Annotated in this window: 14 protein-coding genes and 1 other RNA gene; 6 read left to right on the forward strand and 9 right to left on the reverse strand. The window is 50.7% G+C overall.

The features are described from left to right. Window positions 1-190: 190 nt before the first annotated feature. Complete coding sequence (locus tag NDI45_RS02265) at window positions 191-904, reverse strand: cytochrome b/b6 domain-containing protein (RefSeq protein ID WP_190793061.1); 714 nt, start codon at window positions 902-904, stop codon at window positions 191-193. 191 nt (window positions 905-1,095) lie between these two features. Between NDI45_RS02265 and NDI45_RS02270 the strand changes: the two genes are divergently transcribed. Next, window positions 1,096-2,409 carry an aminopeptidase P N-terminal domain-containing protein gene (locus NDI45_RS02270; protein ID WP_190793062.1) on the forward strand — a complete coding sequence of 438 codons (1,314 nt, stop codon included), beginning with the start codon at window positions 1,096-1,098 and terminating at the stop codon, window positions 2,407-2,409. A 6-nt stretch (window positions 2,410-2,415) separates the two neighbouring features. On the opposite strand, the gene NDI45_RS02275 is transcribed toward NDI45_RS02270, so the two are convergent. After that, entirely contained in the window at window positions 2,416-3,972 is a 1,557-nt protein-coding gene (locus NDI45_RS02275; RefSeq protein WP_348246047.1) for a mercuric reductase, read from the reverse strand. A gap of 129 nt (window positions 3,973-4,101) precedes the next feature. Here NDI45_RS02275 and NDI45_RS02280 point away from each other — a divergent pair, with 129 nt between their 5' ends. Both NDI45_RS02280 and NDI45_RS02285 read left to right on the forward strand, forming a co-directional pair. Continuing rightward, the gene (locus tag NDI45_RS02280) at window positions 4,102-5,226 is read left to right on the forward strand and encodes a potassium channel family protein (RefSeq protein ID WP_348246049.1); all 1,125 of its coding nucleotides are present in this window, start codon (window positions 4,102-4,104) and stop codon (window positions 5,224-5,226) included. 272 nt (window positions 5,227-5,498) lie between these two features. After that, window positions 5,499-5,723 carry a hypothetical protein gene (locus NDI45_RS02285; protein ID WP_190793065.1) on the forward strand — a complete coding sequence of 75 codons (225 nt, stop codon included), beginning with the start codon at window positions 5,499-5,501 and terminating at the stop codon, window positions 5,721-5,723. Between the two features lie 219 nt (window positions 5,724-5,942). Here NDI45_RS02285 and NDI45_RS02290 read toward each other — a convergent pair whose 3' ends face one another. Both NDI45_RS02290 and NDI45_RS02295 read right to left on the reverse strand, forming a co-directional pair. After that, entirely contained in the window at window positions 5,943-6,182 is a 240-nt protein-coding gene (locus NDI45_RS02290) for a hypothetical protein (protein ID WP_199296680.1), read from the reverse strand. Then, the gene (locus NDI45_RS02295) at window positions 6,175-6,411 is read right to left on the reverse strand and encodes a glycosyltransferase (RefSeq protein ID WP_199296681.1); all 237 of its coding nucleotides are present in this window, start codon (window positions 6,409-6,411) and stop codon (window positions 6,175-6,177) included. Before NDI45_RS02295 ends, NDI45_RS02290 begins: the two co-directional genes overlap by 8 nt. Before the next feature lie 235 nt (window positions 6,412-6,646). On the opposite strand from NDI45_RS02295, the gene NDI45_RS02300 reads away from it, so the two are divergent. Beyond that, entirely contained in the window at window positions 6,647-6,967 is a 321-nt protein-coding gene (locus tag NDI45_RS02300) for a thioredoxin family protein (protein ID WP_190793066.1), read from the forward strand. Between the two features lie 283 nt (window positions 6,968-7,250). Continuing rightward, window positions 7,251-9,803, forward strand: coding sequence for a PAS domain S-box protein (locus tag NDI45_RS02305; protein ID WP_348246052.1), 2,553 nt, complete (start codon window positions 7,251-7,253; stop codon window positions 9,801-9,803). Here NDI45_RS02305 and NDI45_RS02310 read toward each other — a convergent pair. Beyond that, window positions 9,800-10,906 carry a nucleotide-diphospho-sugar transferase gene (locus tag NDI45_RS02310; protein ID WP_348246054.1) on the reverse strand — a complete coding sequence of 369 codons (1,107 nt, stop codon included), beginning with the start codon at window positions 10,904-10,906 and terminating at the stop codon, window positions 9,800-9,802. The genes NDI45_RS02305 and NDI45_RS02310 overlap by 4 nt on opposite strands. Window positions 10,907-11,395: 489 nt before the next feature. Here NDI45_RS02310 and pabB point away from each other — a divergent pair, with 489 nt between their 5' ends. Beyond that, window positions 11,396-13,249, forward strand: a complete 1,854-nt coding sequence (pabB, locus tag NDI45_RS02315) for an aminodeoxychorismate synthase component I (protein ID WP_348246056.1) — start codon at window positions 11,396-11,398, stop codon at window positions 13,247-13,249. Window positions 13,250-13,406: 157 nt separating this feature from the next. Here pabB and NDI45_RS02320 read toward each other — a convergent pair whose 3' ends face one another. The 4 genes from NDI45_RS02320 to NDI45_RS02335 all read right to left on the reverse strand — a co-directional run bounded on the left by NDI45_RS02320 (window position 13,407) and on the right by NDI45_RS02335 (window position 16,249). Continuing rightward, window positions 13,407-13,886, reverse strand: a complete 480-nt coding sequence (locus NDI45_RS02320) for a hypothetical protein (RefSeq protein WP_348246058.1) — start codon at window positions 13,884-13,886, stop codon at window positions 13,407-13,409. 44 nt (window positions 13,887-13,930) lie between these two features. Further along, a complete protein-coding gene (locus tag NDI45_RS02325; protein WP_190789887.1) occupies window positions 13,931-14,326 on the reverse strand; it encodes a hypothetical protein in 396 nt (131 codons plus the stop codon). Window positions 14,327-14,496: 170 nt separating this feature from the next. After that, an RNA gene (gene ffs / locus NDI45_RS02330) (signal recognition particle sRNA small type) lies at window positions 14,497-14,593 on the reverse strand. A 72-nt stretch (window positions 14,594-14,665) separates the two neighbouring features. Continuing rightward, the gene (locus NDI45_RS02335; protein ID WP_190789888.1) at window positions 14,666-16,249 is read right to left on the reverse strand and encodes an HlyD family type I secretion periplasmic adaptor subunit; all 1,584 of its coding nucleotides are present in this window, start codon (window positions 16,247-16,249) and stop codon (window positions 14,666-14,668) included. Window positions 16,250-16,282 lie beyond the last annotated feature (33 nt).

The following is a 16,282-nucleotide window of genomic DNA, read 5'->3' on the forward strand; positions in this document are numbered from 1 at the left end:
ATAGACTCCAATGGGCAATCAATCTCTTAAATAGCTAGGATAGCGTACTCTCAGGACAAGTCGGTTGATAGGATAAGAATTTATTCCTATCAGAATGGTAATTGATCGCCGTAACCCCTGTAGTTGATGAGTTTGACAAGCGATCGATCCACGAATCTCTGTCTAGCCTCTTCGAGCTTTAAAACAGCTACTAACCCTTTAGCAGCGGAATAATCCAGGCAAAAATCAGGCTAATTATTATGGCTGCCTCCAGCCCTCGATAGAGCATCGATCGCCTGACCCAAAGCAAACTGCTGGTATCACCTGACCGGATCTGAAACCACCATTTCTGAATGTGCGATCGCCACTGTTTTGGGCTTTCTTCAGGGCGAAATTTCCACTGCCAAATTGAGAGCAGTAAAGGCAAACCGCCTACTTTCGCGCTCATCAGCAGATGAATTGCCAGCGTCAGCACCATCACCACCCAGGAAATGAGGTGAACGGAGTACCAAGGATGATTCAGTTCGCCGCGAGGTAGCCAGCCTGAGTCCATCATCTTGCCGGAAAACAGCGCAAACGTGAGAGCCAGCAGCGACAGGGTATTCGCACCGCGATGCAGCGTATACCACCCAATCGGCGTATTAAATTGACTCAGTTTTGTGAGGGAATCAGGCTGAAGCAGGCGTTTTTGTCCGCGTCGCAGTGCGTAGATGGCAAACACCGGGAACAGCAGCAGCGCGTATAGTCCAAACGTGCCATGAATACCTTCGATTTCGGGAAAGTGAGGCAGTCCAATTCCGCCCCAGCGTTTGTCATAAGTGTCGTAAGTCCAGTAGGCAGTGACGATCGCCCCAATCACAAAAATTCCGATGAGTCCGTGGAGGATGCGGAGCAGGAAGGGCTGATAGGGTTGGGTGGGTTTCATAAAAAGTCGTTTGACCCGGCTTACGCACTGCACAAGCTTAAAATGCTTAAGCAGAAATCAATTGCAAATGCTTTATCCATCAATATAAATCTATCTTGCGGCGATCGTCCATGATGATTGGAATCTGAAAGCTGAACTCGCTAAAGTAGAGAACACTAGCAATCTTGATGTAATCCCTATCCTCAAATCCCATGATTACGGCAACGGAATATGCTCAGCGTCGCGCAACCCTAATGGCAAAGCTGGGAAAAGGAACGGCAGTGTTTCGCAGTGCGCCGCTGGCAACAATGCACAATGACGTAGAGTACAACTTTCGGCAGGACAGCGACTTTTATTACCTGACCGGATTCGATGAGCCGGGAGCCGTTGCCGTACTTGCGCCGCACCATGAAGAGCATCGATTTATTCTGTTTGTGCGCCCGAAGGATCTGGAGAAAGAAACCTGGTCGGGCTATCGAGTCGGAGTGGAAGCTGCCAAAGAACAGTTCGGCGCAGATATCGTGTATCCGATCGATGAACTTGAAGAAAAACTGCCCCAGTATCTCGAGCCAGCCGATCGCATCTTTTACTCGATTGGCCGCGACAAAGCATTTAACGAAACGATTCTGAAGCACTGGCAGCAGCTTTTGAGAACCTACCCCCGCAAGGGCTACGGTCCCGTTGCACTCGAAAATCCGATCGCCCTCCTCCACCCGATGCGGCAAATTAAAAGCGCAGCCGAACTGGATCTGATGCGAAAAGCGGCAGAAATTGCGATCGAGGCTCACCAGCGAGCGATGGATTTTGCGCGTCCGGGTCACTATGAATATCAGGTGCAGGCGGAAATTGAGCATACCTTTCGTTTGCAGGGGGCGATCGGTCCGGCTTATCCATCGATCGTGGCATCAGGGGAAAATGCCTGCATTCTGCACTACACCGAAAACACGCGCCAGATGCAGGACGATGACTTGCTGTTAATTGATGCAGGCTGCGCCTACGGCTACTACAACTCCGATATCACGCGCACCTTTCCGGTAAACGGCAAATTCACTGAGGAGCAAAAAGCAATTTACGAAATTGTGCTGGAGGCTCAGCGTCAATCGATCGCCCAGGTGTATCCCGGCAATCCTTACAAGCAAACCCACGATGTTGCAGTGCGAGTGATCGTAGAGGGATTAATTGATCTGGGACTGCTTCAGGGCAACATTGAGGAGATCATCCAAGAAGAGAAATACAAGCCGTTTTATATGCACCGCACCGGGCACTGGCTGGGGCTGGATGTGCATGATGTGGGCGTTTATCAGCACGGCGAAACACCCCATAGTCTAGAGCCGGGACAGGTGCTTACTGTGGAACCTGGAATTTATATCTCACCTCACATTCAACCTGCGGAAGGACAGCCTGCCGTTGATCCCCGCTGGCACGGCATTGGCATTCGCATTGAAGATGATGTGCTGGTGACACCGGAAGGATATGAGAATTTGACGGCAGGTGTGCCGAAGATGATCGAGGATTTGGAGCGTTAATTTGCACTAGCCGCCGTGCGTCCAGGCAAGCCAGCGAGACGTAATCGGCTTGAGCGACTGAAGCTGCCGGATACTGTACTCATCTGCCAGATTGCGAATGAGTTCTGCCTGCGTCGGGTAGGGATAAATCGTTTTGGCGATCGCTTTCAGTCCCAATCCATTCGTCATTGCCTGAGTGAAGAGCGTAATCAGTTCACCTGCCTGAGGACTGACAATCGTTGCGCCCAAGATGCGATCGGTTCCGCGCTTGAGATGGACTTTGGCAAAGCCGATCGTTTCACTGTCAACCACGGCGCGATCGACTTTGGTAAGAGGCTGGCACAGGGTTTCAACGGGAATATTTTGTGCCTGAATTTCTGCAAGATGCATTCCCACGTGGGCGACTTCGGGTTCAGTGTAAACGGTGTAGGGCATCACCAAAGAGTTAATATTTTTGCGTCCAATGCCGCCAACTGCGAACAGCGCATTCTGTAATAAAACTCGTGCGGCTGCGTTTGCGGCATGGGTAAATTTCCATTTCAGGCAGCTATCACCGACCGCATAAATTCTGGGATTGGTGGTTTGTAGATAATCATTCACCACAATGCCTTTATCGCTGTACTCCACATTAACGCGATCGAGGTTCATGCCGTCTACGTTGACCGATCGCCCGGTTGCCACCAGAATTTCATCAATGGTTATCTTCTGGGCTTGCTGATTTTGTTCGTATTCGATCGTCTTACCTGTGTCCGAACCATTCACACCCAAGATCTTACTGTTAAGCAGAATTTGAATTCCCGCCTGTTCAAGCTGCTGCCGAATAATCTCAGACGCATCGGGATCTTCCTGACTCAGAAGGCGATCGCCCCGCACAAACAGCGCCACCTGTAAACCTAGCCGCTGGAAGGTCTGTGCCATTTCGCAGCCGATATAGCCGCCGCCGATAATTGCCAGGTTTGCAGGGCGATCGGTGATTGAAAAGACGGTTTCGTTGGTGAGATAACCTGCGGCATCCAGTCCGGGAATCAAGGGAATTGAGGGGTAGCTTCCGGTGGCCAAGACAGCTTTTTTGAAGCACAGTGTTTTTCCGGCAACGGTGATACGGTCTGAGTCGGCAAAGCTTGCCATCCCAAAAAACACATCCACGCCAAACTCATCCTGAAAGCGACGGGCAGAATCATGCACGCTAATGTCCGATCGAATGCGCCGTAGCCGCTCCATCACTGCCGCAAAATTAACCTTTACCGCTCCGGTTTCGATGCCATAGTCTGCTGCCGATCGCGCAGTTTCTGCCACTCTTGCCGATCGAATTAGCGTTTTAGAAGGCACACAGCCCACATTAGTGCAGTCTCCGCCCAGCAAATGCTTTTCAACAAGAGCCACTTTTGCACCCAGCAAAGCCGCTCCCCCTGCCGTCACCAGTCCGGCTGCGCCTCCGCCAACTACAACCAGGTCATAGCGTCGGGCAGGTTCAGGATTGATCCAGTCCGGTGGATGCAACCGCTCAACGAGACGCTGATTGTATTGATCGAGAGGGGCAATGGGGACGGGAGAACGAAAGGAGTTAGAGACAGGGGCACTCATGATTTAAGTCCTGCGGCAGGGTTTGCAGTTGAGTCCGGCAGTCTAGGCTGTGAATGCTGATTTTGCGCCGTCACACCGTTATCGTATCGCACCGTAACTATGCACCCCTTGTTCGATAGGCTAATCCAATTGGTTGGAGTTGTCCTGATTCTAATCTCGCTGATTGATATTTATTTGATCGTGCTCTATCCCCGCAGCGGTAAGGGATGGCTGAGTACGGCGATCAGCAAAGGAACCTGGCGGCTATTTCAGCGAATTGCCAGGCTTGGAGCAGCGATTCAGCGATCGGAGCGATTCGGTGCAGCAATTTTATCGTTTTGTGGTCCAACCCTGCTGATTTTGGTGGTTTCTGCCTGGACTGTGCTTTTGATTGTAGGCTTTGCCTGCGTGTACTGGACAGAATTGGGGATGGAAATTCAGGCGAGCGAAGGTCTGACGCCGATTAGCTTTAGCACGGCGCTGTATTACAGCGGCTATGTCTTTACGACGCTAGGAGTGGGCGATTTGGTGCCGCGATCGGACTGGGTTCGGATCGTAACCGTGATCGAAGCAGGGCTGGGATTTGCCATTTTTACGCTCACTATTACCTACCTGATGGCGATTTACAGCGCGTTGAGTCAGCGAAATATCCTTGCGCTGATGCTGCACCACCGCACAATGGGAAAAGCCAATGCCGCCGAACTGGTTGCCCGCATGGGCGCAGCCGGAGACTTTAACGATGCCCGCGACGATGTGGCGAAAATTGCCGAAAGCTTGTTGACCCTGCTGGAATCACACCATGCTTATCCTGTCGTTCACTATTTTCGCTTTGAGAATGACCTGTATTCCCTCGCGCGAATTGTCTGGCTGGCAATGGATACGGTGACGCTGATTAATACGGCTCTTCATCCCGATCGCTATCGTGCCTTTATTCGTTCCACGGTTGTTGCAGGACTGGCAAACGGCGGACAGCATTTGCTGATGGAACTGTCTTATACGTTTCTGCCCCAGCGCAGCTTCAAAATGGCTGGAGAGGATGACTTTATTTTGCGACAGCGATATCTTCAGGCGATCGAGCGGCTACGCCAGGAAGACATTGAAACCGTGCCCGATGTCGAAGCAGGGGTTCAGGAATATATTAAAATGCGCCGTCGCTGGGAGCCTTACGTCATGGCGATCGCTCACTACATGGGCTACCGCTGGAATCAGGTTGCGCCCTCCGAAAGCAAAATTGTGCGCGAAACAGGCTGGACGATTGCTCCGCCGCTGATTTAATCAGAACCCGATCGGGCTGCGGTTACTGTTCAAGTTTTATCTGCTCAAGCTTTATCTGTTCAAGCTTTATATAAGGCTGGGTCTAAAATTCGCGAGAGCCTGGAACCGCATCAATAGAGCTTTAGTCATATCAATCATAGAAATTAAATAATACTAAAGAGTCTATTTTTGCCCTTGGTTCGCGAGTTACAACAGAACATAAAGGGATTAAGATTCTTCAATCTTCCTCTGCTGTTGATATTTGTTTACTGCCATTTCTTGTGAGGTTTACTGTGATCCCATCAAACCTGACTGAGCACTCTCTGCAAAAAACGCTCGATGCTGCTGCTGCCAAAACGATCGATCGCAAGCAGGAAATTGTTGCGCTGTTGAGCGATGAGCAGCCCAGGAAAAGCAGAGAAGTCGAGCAATCTTATCGTCAGTGCATCTGGTGGGAAGGCTGCTACTACTGCCAGGATGAGCAGCAAAACTGGCATCAGGTCAAGTGCTTCCTTTAAGCACCCCGAACTTCTTCCTACAATCTACTGGATTAATTGCCGCCACTCGCTCGATCGCCGGAGTTGCTGCACGTCAAACTTGCTGTGCCAGCTTTTAGAAAACTCGGCGAAGCAATTTGCCTAGTGAACGATCGCCTCTATTGGAGAATAGGCGGAATAGAAATAAGCCTGCTTAAGAAAGCGCACTGCCTCTGCCAAATGTCCGGTGTGGTAGAGATACTAGGCAAGCCAGACCAGCATGTTGTAGCACACCGAGTTCTCTAGCAGCCGAATTGATTCTGGCAGCTCACCCTGGGAAAAAAATTCAGCCAGAATGGCAGACAGAGATTCTGCCTGGAGCAGTTCTTTATGGGTGGCGTTGTCTTCGCGCTGCCGATAGCTAACCGTCACCTGCCACAACCACTCTGCCTCACAGCGCGATCGCGCCAGCCAGAGCACCAGTTTCGTCTCTTCAGACATCGACAATCGCCGAGCGAATCCGCCTGATTGCAGCAGCCAATCTTGCCGAAACAGCATACCTGTCCTGATAATGCTGCAAAACAGCGGCTGTGTTATCCGTTGAACCATCATCAATCACAATCGCTTCATGCTGAGTCATGGTTTGCCGCAGCACGCTCTCAATCGCTTTGGGCAAGAATCGATCGCAGTTGTAGGTAGGAATGACAACGCTCACGTGGGGCTGACTCATTCTTGTTTTCCTTGTTCGATCGGCAACATCACTGAACGGGGAAAAGTCATTGCTGCTCTGGCAAGCGATTCCTCAAACCCTCTTTCCTATCCCAAGCTTCCCCACCCCAAGCCTTTGCAGTCTCTCCCCTGTAAACTGGTTTTCAGACCCCGGTTGATTCAATAGAATCGAAGGAGTCATTGCACAGTCGTTATCCCAAGCGAATTCGATCGTTTTTGAGAACCAGAGAAAATCTATGAGTGTAGCCGTTATCAAATTTTCTTCAGAAGATTGTGGACTGTGCCACAAAATGGCATTTTATGACCAGAAAGTCGTCTCAGAACTGGGTTTAGACTTTGTAGATGTCAAGATGCAGGATACTGCCACCTACCGCAAATATCGCAAAATTCTCCTGGCGCAATATCCTGATAAAGCAGAAATGGGCTGGCCCACCTACCTGATTTGTGCGTCGCCCGAAGCAGATTTCAAAATCATCGGAGAAGTGAAAGGGGCGCATCCTAAGGGTGAGTTTCGCACGAAGCTTCAGGAAGTTCTCGCTCAGAATGATTCTCCCTGAGCATTGCTCGAAATTCTGCCTGGGCGGATGGGCATCTTGGACATGTTGCCTTAGTAGGTTGCCTGATATGTTGCCTTAATCGATCGCCCGCAATGAGTTTTTGCGAAATTGATGAGAAACGTTTCCTGATCGATCTCAGTTCTTGCCCGGTCGTCTTGCCTTGGCTAATGATTTTTTGAGTCACTTTTTAATTTTTCACAGGGAAATTAGGCACCGCAAGAACTGATGATTTTCGCTATCCTAGCCCTCGCAGTACCGCAAGTTGCCTGCTAACGTAAATGCAATGTCTTCTCCCAACGATCGCCTGCTCAGAGAACCAGCTTCCTATCGTCTCACTGATCAAGCACCCTTCCGACCCGAAAGCCTTCTGTCTGATACCTGTGCGGCTGCGATTGAACTGGCAGAAATTGGCTGCTGGGAATGGCATCTCGATCGCGATCAGGTCTTGTGGAATCCTCAAGTTGCTCGCCTGCTTGGACTCTCTGCCGAAATCTCTCCCGTAATTTCCCCTGTCTCTTATTGCCAATGGCGCGATCGACTCCACCCAGACGATCAAGAACAGGTGAATCGCGCGATTAATACTGCACTCACCGATCGATCGAGCTACAGCATTGAATATCAGGTGCAGCACCTCGACAACCGAGTTCAATGGCTCTGTGAAAAAGGATGCTGGTACTACGATGCTCAATCTGTTCGTCTGGTCGGAATTTTGCAGGATATTACCGATCGCGTTCGTGCCAAAGCACAGCTTCAGCAGCAGCAAGATTTTCTTCGTACCGTCATTGATACCGATCCCAGCCTGATCTTTGTGAAAGACCTGGAAGGACGCTATGTGCTTGCGAATCAAGCCTTAGCAGATTACTACAGCACTACAGTCGAAGATTTAATCGGCAAAAAAATTGCAGATCTGGTCGAAGATCCGCACCTCGTGCAAGAATTTATGGCCCAGAATGCCGCAGTCATTCAAAACCGACAGCCCCTATTTATCGCCGAAGAGGAGATCGCGATCAATGGGCAGCAGCAATGGTATCAATGGCAAAAGCGCCCCCTTTTCCTTGCCGATCGCAACACCTATGCCGCATTAGGAATTGGCGTCAACATTACTAAAGCCAAACAGCGCGAAGCAGCCCTTGAGCAGATGCAGACCGACCTCCAGCAGCTTAATCAAGAGCTAGAACGGCGGGTTCAGGAACGCACTCACGCCCTGGAACGCTCCCAATTGACCCTTCGGCAGAGCGAGGAGCAGCTTCGCAGCATTTTTGAAAATGCCCCGATGGGAATCATAATCTTCGATGTGCAGGATCAGTACAAACTGGTGCGCTACAATCCCGCGCACCGACAGCTTCTAGGCTATGACGATGCGGAAATGTCCAGTCTTACCCTGAGGGATATTACTCACCCCGAAGATCTTGAACCGGATCTCCAGCGGGTTGATACCTTGATGAACGGCGAACAGACCAGTTTTCAAATGGAAAAACGCTTTATTCGTAAACAGGGCGAAGTCATCTGGTGCAATGTAACGGTCGCACTGATGCGTGATTCTCAAGGTCATCCACTTTACAGTCTCGGCATGTCAGAAGATATTACCGAGAAGAAGGCACTGCAATACCAGCGACAGCAGGCTGAAGAACAGCTCCGACGCGCTAATGAGCATTTAGCAGTAACCAATCTGGAACTTGCCCAAGCAACCCGCCTGAAAGATGAATTTCTCGCGAATATGAGCCATGAACTGCGAACCCCGCTCAACGCGATCATGGGCTTATCTGAAGTGCTGCAAACCGAAGTTTTTGGAGCGATTAATGACAAGCAGCGACAGTTTCTCGTCACAATTCAAAACAGCGGCAGTCACCTGCTTGAGCTGATTAACGACATTCTCGATCTGGCAAAAATCGAGGCAGGCAAGCTTGAACTTCAAATTGCTCCGGTTTCGATCGAGGAACTCTGCGAAGACAGTCTTGACTTTGTGAGGCATCAGGCACACGAAAAAAGCATTTCGCTCAATCTTGAGCTTGCTAATCCTTCTGCATCGATTCAATTAGACGAACGTCGCATACGTCAAGTGCTCATCAATCTGCTCAGTAATGCAGTCAAGTTCACACCAGAGGGCGGCTCGATTACGCTAAAGGCCAAGGGCAGTCCAGCCACACAGTGGTTGCAGTGCAGCGTTACCGATACAGGAATTGGCATTGCCCCTGCCGATCTCGAAAAGCTATTCCAGGCTTTTGTCCAAATTGATAGCAGCCTCTCTCGTCGCTATGAAGGAACGGGTCTGGGGCTAGTTCTGGTCAAACAAATTGTGGAACTGCATGGCGGTCAAATTTTAGTCGATAGCCAACCGGGACAAGGAAGCTGCTTCACCATTTTGTTGCCCTGGCGGTTCTCGCAATCCCATTCGTCTTCGGCTGAGCGGGCTTCGGGCTTACCTGTTTGCGCCGCCGCGACGAGTGCTCAGGGTGCAATGCAGCCCGTGATTCTGGTGGCGGAAGACCATCCCGATAATGTTATGACCCTGATGAACTATTTGCAGGCAAAGGGCTTTCACATCCTGCTGGCAAAAGACGGTATCGAGGCGATCGATCTCGCTCGATCCTATTTGCCCCACCTGATTTTGATGGATATTCAGCTTCCCCGCCTGAACGGTCTACAGGCGATCGATGCTCTGCGTCGGTATGCTGCAACCGCGAATATTCCGATATTTGCGCTGACTGCGCTGGCAATGCCGGGCGATCGCGAACGCTGTCTTACAGCCGGAGCCGATGAATACTTGACGAAGCCTGTGCAGCTCAACCATTTGTTTAACCTGATCCAAACCCGACTGAAACTCCAGAGCAGTTAATATATTGTTTCCACTTTCTCCACGCTCGCCTTTCCCGCTGTTTGTTCATCAGTCTGAGCAAGAATCACTCGCTGATACGCCTGCTGCGGATCGAACCGATCGTCGATTCCCCGCATTTGTTTAATCGCACGAATTACACTGTAGCCGAGGGCGATCGGCAAACCTATGAATGCAGCATTTCCCAAGCCTAATCCACGTAGGATTTTGCCCAGGCGCGAGTGCGCGTCCAGCCAGGGCAGATCTTCGGCAAGCTGCGATCGATACGGGGCTGCGGCAAAGCAATAGGGCGAAATATCCATTTGCACAAAGTCTAAATAGGGCCGCAACGGCTTAAGCCCAGGTGGAATAAGCGATCGATGCCAGGGTTTTTCGCGCTGCGCGTGGATAAACGGCGGCATTCCGTCAACCAGATTTTGCAGCCGCTCGGCGATCGTATATCCGGCAAGCCCAAAGTATTGAATAATGGCTGTGCCGCGCTTTAGAATCCGCAGTGGAATATGGGCAAACTCTTGAGTGCTGAGCAGTGTAGTCAACACGTCCTGATCGCCAAACAGATGAAACGGCTTTTGACCGTAGGGCTGCTGCTGTGCCTGCTGATACACCTCGGTTTCGAGCAACTGCTGCCACTGCTGCAACAACAATCGATGCGCCTGCGTCACTCGCATCACACCCGAATTGAGATTGAAGGGCAAGCTGCGCCCGAGCGCAAATCCCCACGCCCGCGCCCGATAGCCTTCATCGCGATAGTGACCGTATAACGCCTCTTCCGCAATTACCAAATCAGCGTCGGTCAGGGGGGCGATCGTTTGTCGAAAATCGCGGGTCACGATAATGTCGGAATCAATCCACCAGACTTCACGGTGTCCTTCTGTTAGCAGCTTCAGCAGCGCGTAGGGTTTAATATCCCATCCCGCAGCCGTGGCGATCGGCGTAGTTCTGAGATGAACCTGCGGCAGGGCAGCAGCCCAGGCTTTAAACGCTTCCGTAGCAGGCGGAAAGAACAGTTCAATTGGCACATGGGGACAGTGTTTTGCCAGACTGAGCAGCAGCAGCTTGACTGCAATTTCTTCGCGCTGACGATCTTCTGCAATGCAAATCACCATAGGGCTTGGAGCAGATTGAGAGAATCAGAGGATCAGGGTTAGAAGGTTCTGAAAATCGTCAGTTTGAATCAGTGATTGGAATCTAATGATTTGATTCGTGAATTAATTCATGAATTGAGGCGATTTTAGGCAATCCTCGATCGCTTCTTCATCCCTCAAAATATATATGACAATACTGTTATGAATAGAATTGTTTGTAGAATCGAATACACTCACAGCAGCGATCGAATAAAATGCACGATCGACCTGTAATTAATTCGGGCGTTGCTGAATAAGCGTATGATACGCCCCCTAGTCCCCCAACTTGGGGGGGAACCAGAATTCAAAGTCCCGCAGCATTGGCGGATTTAGGGGGCGATGCAGAAGCTAAATTTGCACCCTTCATATCCCGATTCAGCAACGCTTTAATTCGCTATAAATTCGACTTTTGTCCGCCATCGGTTCGCTATAAATTCGCCATAATTAAAGCCTGTGCGATGGAAAGAGCCGATGACTGCTGCCCAGCCTGATTTTTCGCTGTCTGATCATTCAATTTTGCTACACGATGCGGATCGCCGTCAGTGGCTTTTGTTTCAGCAGCCGATCGCAATTTACACGACCCAGGCGATCGATCAGGTCGTGCCCATGCTGCAAGACATTGAACAGCGGGTCACCCGCGAATCGCTTCACGCTGCTGGAATGATTGCCTATGAAGCCGCTCCTGCCTTTGATCTAACACTGACCGTTCACCCGGCTAATTTTCCCCTGATCTGGTTTGGGCTATTTGCTCCGCCGCAGATTGTTGAACTGCCTGCGAATCCAGTTTCTCTGTCGCCGCTCGATTGGCAGCCATCAATTGGGGATGGAGAATATCGATCGGCAATTGAGCAAATTAAGCACAGAATTCACGCCGGAGATACCTATCAGGTCAACTATACATTTCGACTGCGATCGGCTTTCAAGGGCGATCCGTTTCAGCTTTTCTTGCAGTTAATTCAGGCGCAGGGTGCGGGCTATGGCGCGTTTTTGCAGCTTCCCGACTGGTATATCTGCTCGGCATCCCCGGAACTGTTTTTTACCCTGGAGAATCGTCGGCTGGTTTCGCGTCCGATGAAAGGTACGATCGCCCGCGGGCTATGGCATGAGCGCGACTGTCAGCAGGCGATTGAACTGACTCTGTCTGAGAAAAATCGGGCAGAAAATCTGATGATCGTGGACATGGTGCGAAACGACATGGGACAGATCGCCGAGGTTGGTTCTGTCTCAGTTCCCGGACTGTTTGACCTGGAGCAATATCCGACGCTGTGGCAAATGACCAGCACTGTGCAGTGTAATACAGCTGCGTCGATGACCGAGATTTTTCAGGCAATGTTTCCGCCTGCCTCGATTACGGGTGCGCCGAAAGCCCGCACAATGGAAATTATTACAGCACTGGAAACCGATCCTCGCAGGCTCTATACCGGAACGATCGGTTGGATTCAACCCGGAGCAGGGACATCGCTGAAAGCTCAGTTCAACGTCGCAATTCGCACCATTCTGATTGATCGCACCACACACACCGCAGAATACGGAACCGGAGGTGGCATTGTGTGGGATTCAGCCGACACTGCCGAACTGCAAGAGTGCTACACCAAAGCGCAAATTCTCACCCGATCGCAGCCCGCTTTTGATCTGCTCGAAACCATTCTCTGGACACCCACAACCGGATATTTCTTGCTCGAGCGTCACCTTCAGCGTTTGCAACAATCCGCCGATTATTTTGGCAATGCGATCGATCTTGTGACCCTTGAGCAGGCACTTCTAGAGCAAGCCGATCGAATGTTAGCGGAATGCCGGCAGTCCTCCATGGGTTCTCTCAATTCTTCAATGAAGGATGGAGAAAGCAGGCTGAGCAGAGGAGCGAGTCAGGAATATAAAGTACGTCTAACCGTTTCGCGATCGGGCAAGTTTGAATTAAGCTATCGGCCCTGGGCCACTGCCCAACATACGATCAAAGCTCAGCTTGCCCCTTTTCCAATCGAGTCAAATTATCCCTTCCTGTATCACAAAACCACAGAGCGATCGATTTATGAACGGGTTAAGCAAGCCTGTTTTCCCGCAGAAGAAGTCTTGCTGTGGAACGATCGAGGAGAAGTTACAGAATTTTGTATTGGAAATTTAGTGATAGAAAAAGATGGACAGGCTTTTACGCCGCCGATCGAATCGGGTTTATTAGCGGGAACCTATCGCGCAGAACTGCTGGCAACAAACAAGCTGAAAGAACGAAGGATTCAAACCAGCGAATTGAGTGAATGCGATCGAATCGGGTTGATTAACTCGGTGCGAAAATTTGTTGCGGTTGAACTGGTTACAGTTAAAAGTTGAACCTGTTACAGGCGAACCCAGATGGCGACAAATAAGATGGCGACAAATAAAAAATCCCCTGGATGAACCAGGGGAACAATCAGGGTGCATCTACCAATTCCTTCTACGGATAAGCAGCAGCTCGCCCGGAATATTCAGAGAAAAATCGGCAAGTCGCTTAGTACTGATCATCAGTCAGGTCAGAGGATTGGGAATGCAGGGCAGGAAACGACCAGGAAACGAGTTCTTTATCCACGCACTGATCAACGCCCTCTTCTATGCCAAAGGGATGCATGGCACAAATCAGCAAATTTCCGCCGTAAACTTGCCCGTGGTAATGCTGACAGCCAATACAAACCGGATGTTGATTCAGCCAGGGTTCAACGGTGTGCGTCACAGGTTCAACGGCACGATCGAGCGTGGTTTCCATGCCCAGAACTATCTGAATCACGGGTTCAACCCAATCCGCAATTTGATGATCCAACTGATCGAGTTTCGGAACGATCGATCGCTCCACTTCTTCCATCACTTCTTCGGAAAACTCAATCACAGCATCTGCGAAATCATCTAATTCACGCCCAACGTTTTCAAAAAATTGCTCCACTTCTTTCGTCACCGAGTCTAAAGACCGGAGCCAATCCTGTTGCCAGCCATCCATAAACTGCGAAGGTAATGTTTAGTGAGTTGCCTATTGTGACTACTCTACTCTCGTTTGAGCCGCCGCAGTTCTTCTTGAAGTTTTGCAACTTGTGCTCGCAAGTCATCGACATTAGATTCCGGTCCAGCGGCTTTCGTCTCCGCGGCAGCGTCCGCGGCAGGCTCAGGTTCGTCGTCGGTTAAAATCTCAATCCGGCGCGGTTCGGTCGATCGCGGCTCATTCACAGACGGCTGCTCTTGCTGTGCCCGATTCATCATTTCATCGACTATCCGCTTCGCATCTTCGGCAGTAATCTCGCCGCGTGCCACCATCTCGTCTGCCAGCTTTTGCGCCTGAACCCGCAAACCTGCTAGTTTACCGCCTGCTTTTTCAGCCGCGTAGGAGGCAGCTCCCACACCTAAATAAAATGCTTTTTGAACGAAATCACCAAGACCTGCCATCGCTGAAGCTTCCTGTTTGCAAGGACTAGTTTTTCTCTAGCTTACAAAATGCGATCGGTTCCGTCGCTGCTCCTGAGCGGGAAATTACCCAACCACCTGAGGGGAAATTACCCAATAAAAATCAATGGAATTACTTAATTAAAACTATTCAACAAATAACCATCCAACAAAAAGACCCGGAGTTCACGCCGATTGCAAGCATCCCGTATTGCTGCTACCTTCCGGTCCTGACAAAGTTTGGGCGTTGTAATTGCATGAGTCCAGGTCTCTTTTAGAATAGCACATCGAGAAGCCGATCGCGAATTGTTGTTCCAAACGGCGATCGAACCGTTCTCGAAGTTATCGAACCGTTCTAACGCTATCCACTTTCCGCGAGAAGGAATCGGTAAAAATGCTCATCACCGATCGCTTGCGGGTAATGATGTTCGCGCTGATCGACATCCCGGATTGGAGCGGAATCTTGTTGCCGTTCACTGCAAGATACTGCTGATCAAGCTGAATCTTTGCCGGAAAACGATAAAACTGATGGTTTTGATCCGGCGGTAGCGCATCCGAGCCAATGTTGATGATTTTGCCTTTGATATCGCCAAATTCACTAAATGGAAACGAGTCTACGCGCACATCGACCGGCAATCCTTCGGCAACAAAGCCAATGTCCTGATTGGTGATAAAGACCTCAGCCACCAGCGCATTGCTCGGCACAATTTTCAGAATCGGCTCGGTACTGTTCGCGACAAATCCGGATCCCTTAGCTTGCAGATCAAAGACAACGCCATCGATCGGCGCCCGAAGTTCCTGATAGCGCAGGGTTTGTTTCGCCTGGCTGAGCTGGCTGTCAATTTCAGAAATGCGGTTTTCGTTGTCTAGAATCGCCTTATTGATTTGGCTATCAATGTCCGCAATTCTTTTGTCGTTTTCAGCAATTTTGCTGAGCAGATCAGTGTTGGTAGTGGCAACAGTATTTTGCAGCTTTTGCTGAGCCTGGGCGATCGAAAAGCGCAGCCGTGCCGCTTCCTGAGCCAAACGATTGGCTTCTGACCGGGACTGAATCACCTGCTGCTCTTGCTTCACCACCTGAATTCGGGCAATGCCGCCGTCAACCAATAGCGGAGCCAGATCGCTATAAATTTTTTCGTCGATTGCTAGACTTTGCCGGGTCGAGGCAAGCTGCTGTTCGGTCTGGGTAAGCTGCTGTTGAAGCTGAGCCACTTCAAACTGAGCCGCCGCCGCTCTGGTGCTAGATTCCTGTTGGCTGGCTTGCAGACGAATCTGCTGCTCTGGCGAAAGACCTGCACCGCTGCCGCCGAACTGTGCCCGATAAAGCTGATTTTCAGCCAGCAGAGCTGAGCGGTTTTCGGTGAGCGACAGCACTTCGGGAGACAGATTAAGCTGCTGAGCGGTCGCTAAACTGGGAGCCACAGAACCCGCCAACTGAGAACGGTAAAACTGATTCTGGCGAGTCAGCGAGGCTTTGACCTGTTCGAGCGATTTTTCCTGGGCTGCCGCAGCCGTTGGGTCAAACCGAATCAGCAGATCGCCTTTGTTCACGCTCTGCCCATCTTTCACCAGGATTTCCTGCACCACACCGCCCACCGGAGCCTGAATGGGCTGCACGCTTTGTTCAGGCTGGAGCTGTCCGGCAGCAGGAACGGCTTCTTCGATTTGAGCAACCGCTGCCCAGACGATCACAAAGCCAGCCACGCCCATAATCCCCCAGAGAATACAGCGCGACCACAAACTAGTTTGCTGCAACAGAATTGGCTGATCGAAGGATTCTGCCCGAATCAGCTTATCTTCAGCAGCTCCGGTCTCTGCTAGCTCCGCCCGGCTCTGTTTGCCGTTGCCGTTTTGGTGAGCGGGCACTTTCAGGGGGGCAAGACTGCTCGATTTGCCGTTTTTTCCGGCTCCGTTCCTTCCGTTCATTGCAAGAAAGCTCCTTTGCGGATCGTGGATTAA

It is taken from the genome of Leptolyngbya sp. GB1-A1, from assembly GCF_039962475.1.
Classification (GTDB): domain Bacteria; phylum Cyanobacteriota; class Cyanobacteriia; order Elainellales; family Elainellaceae; genus Leptolyngbya_A.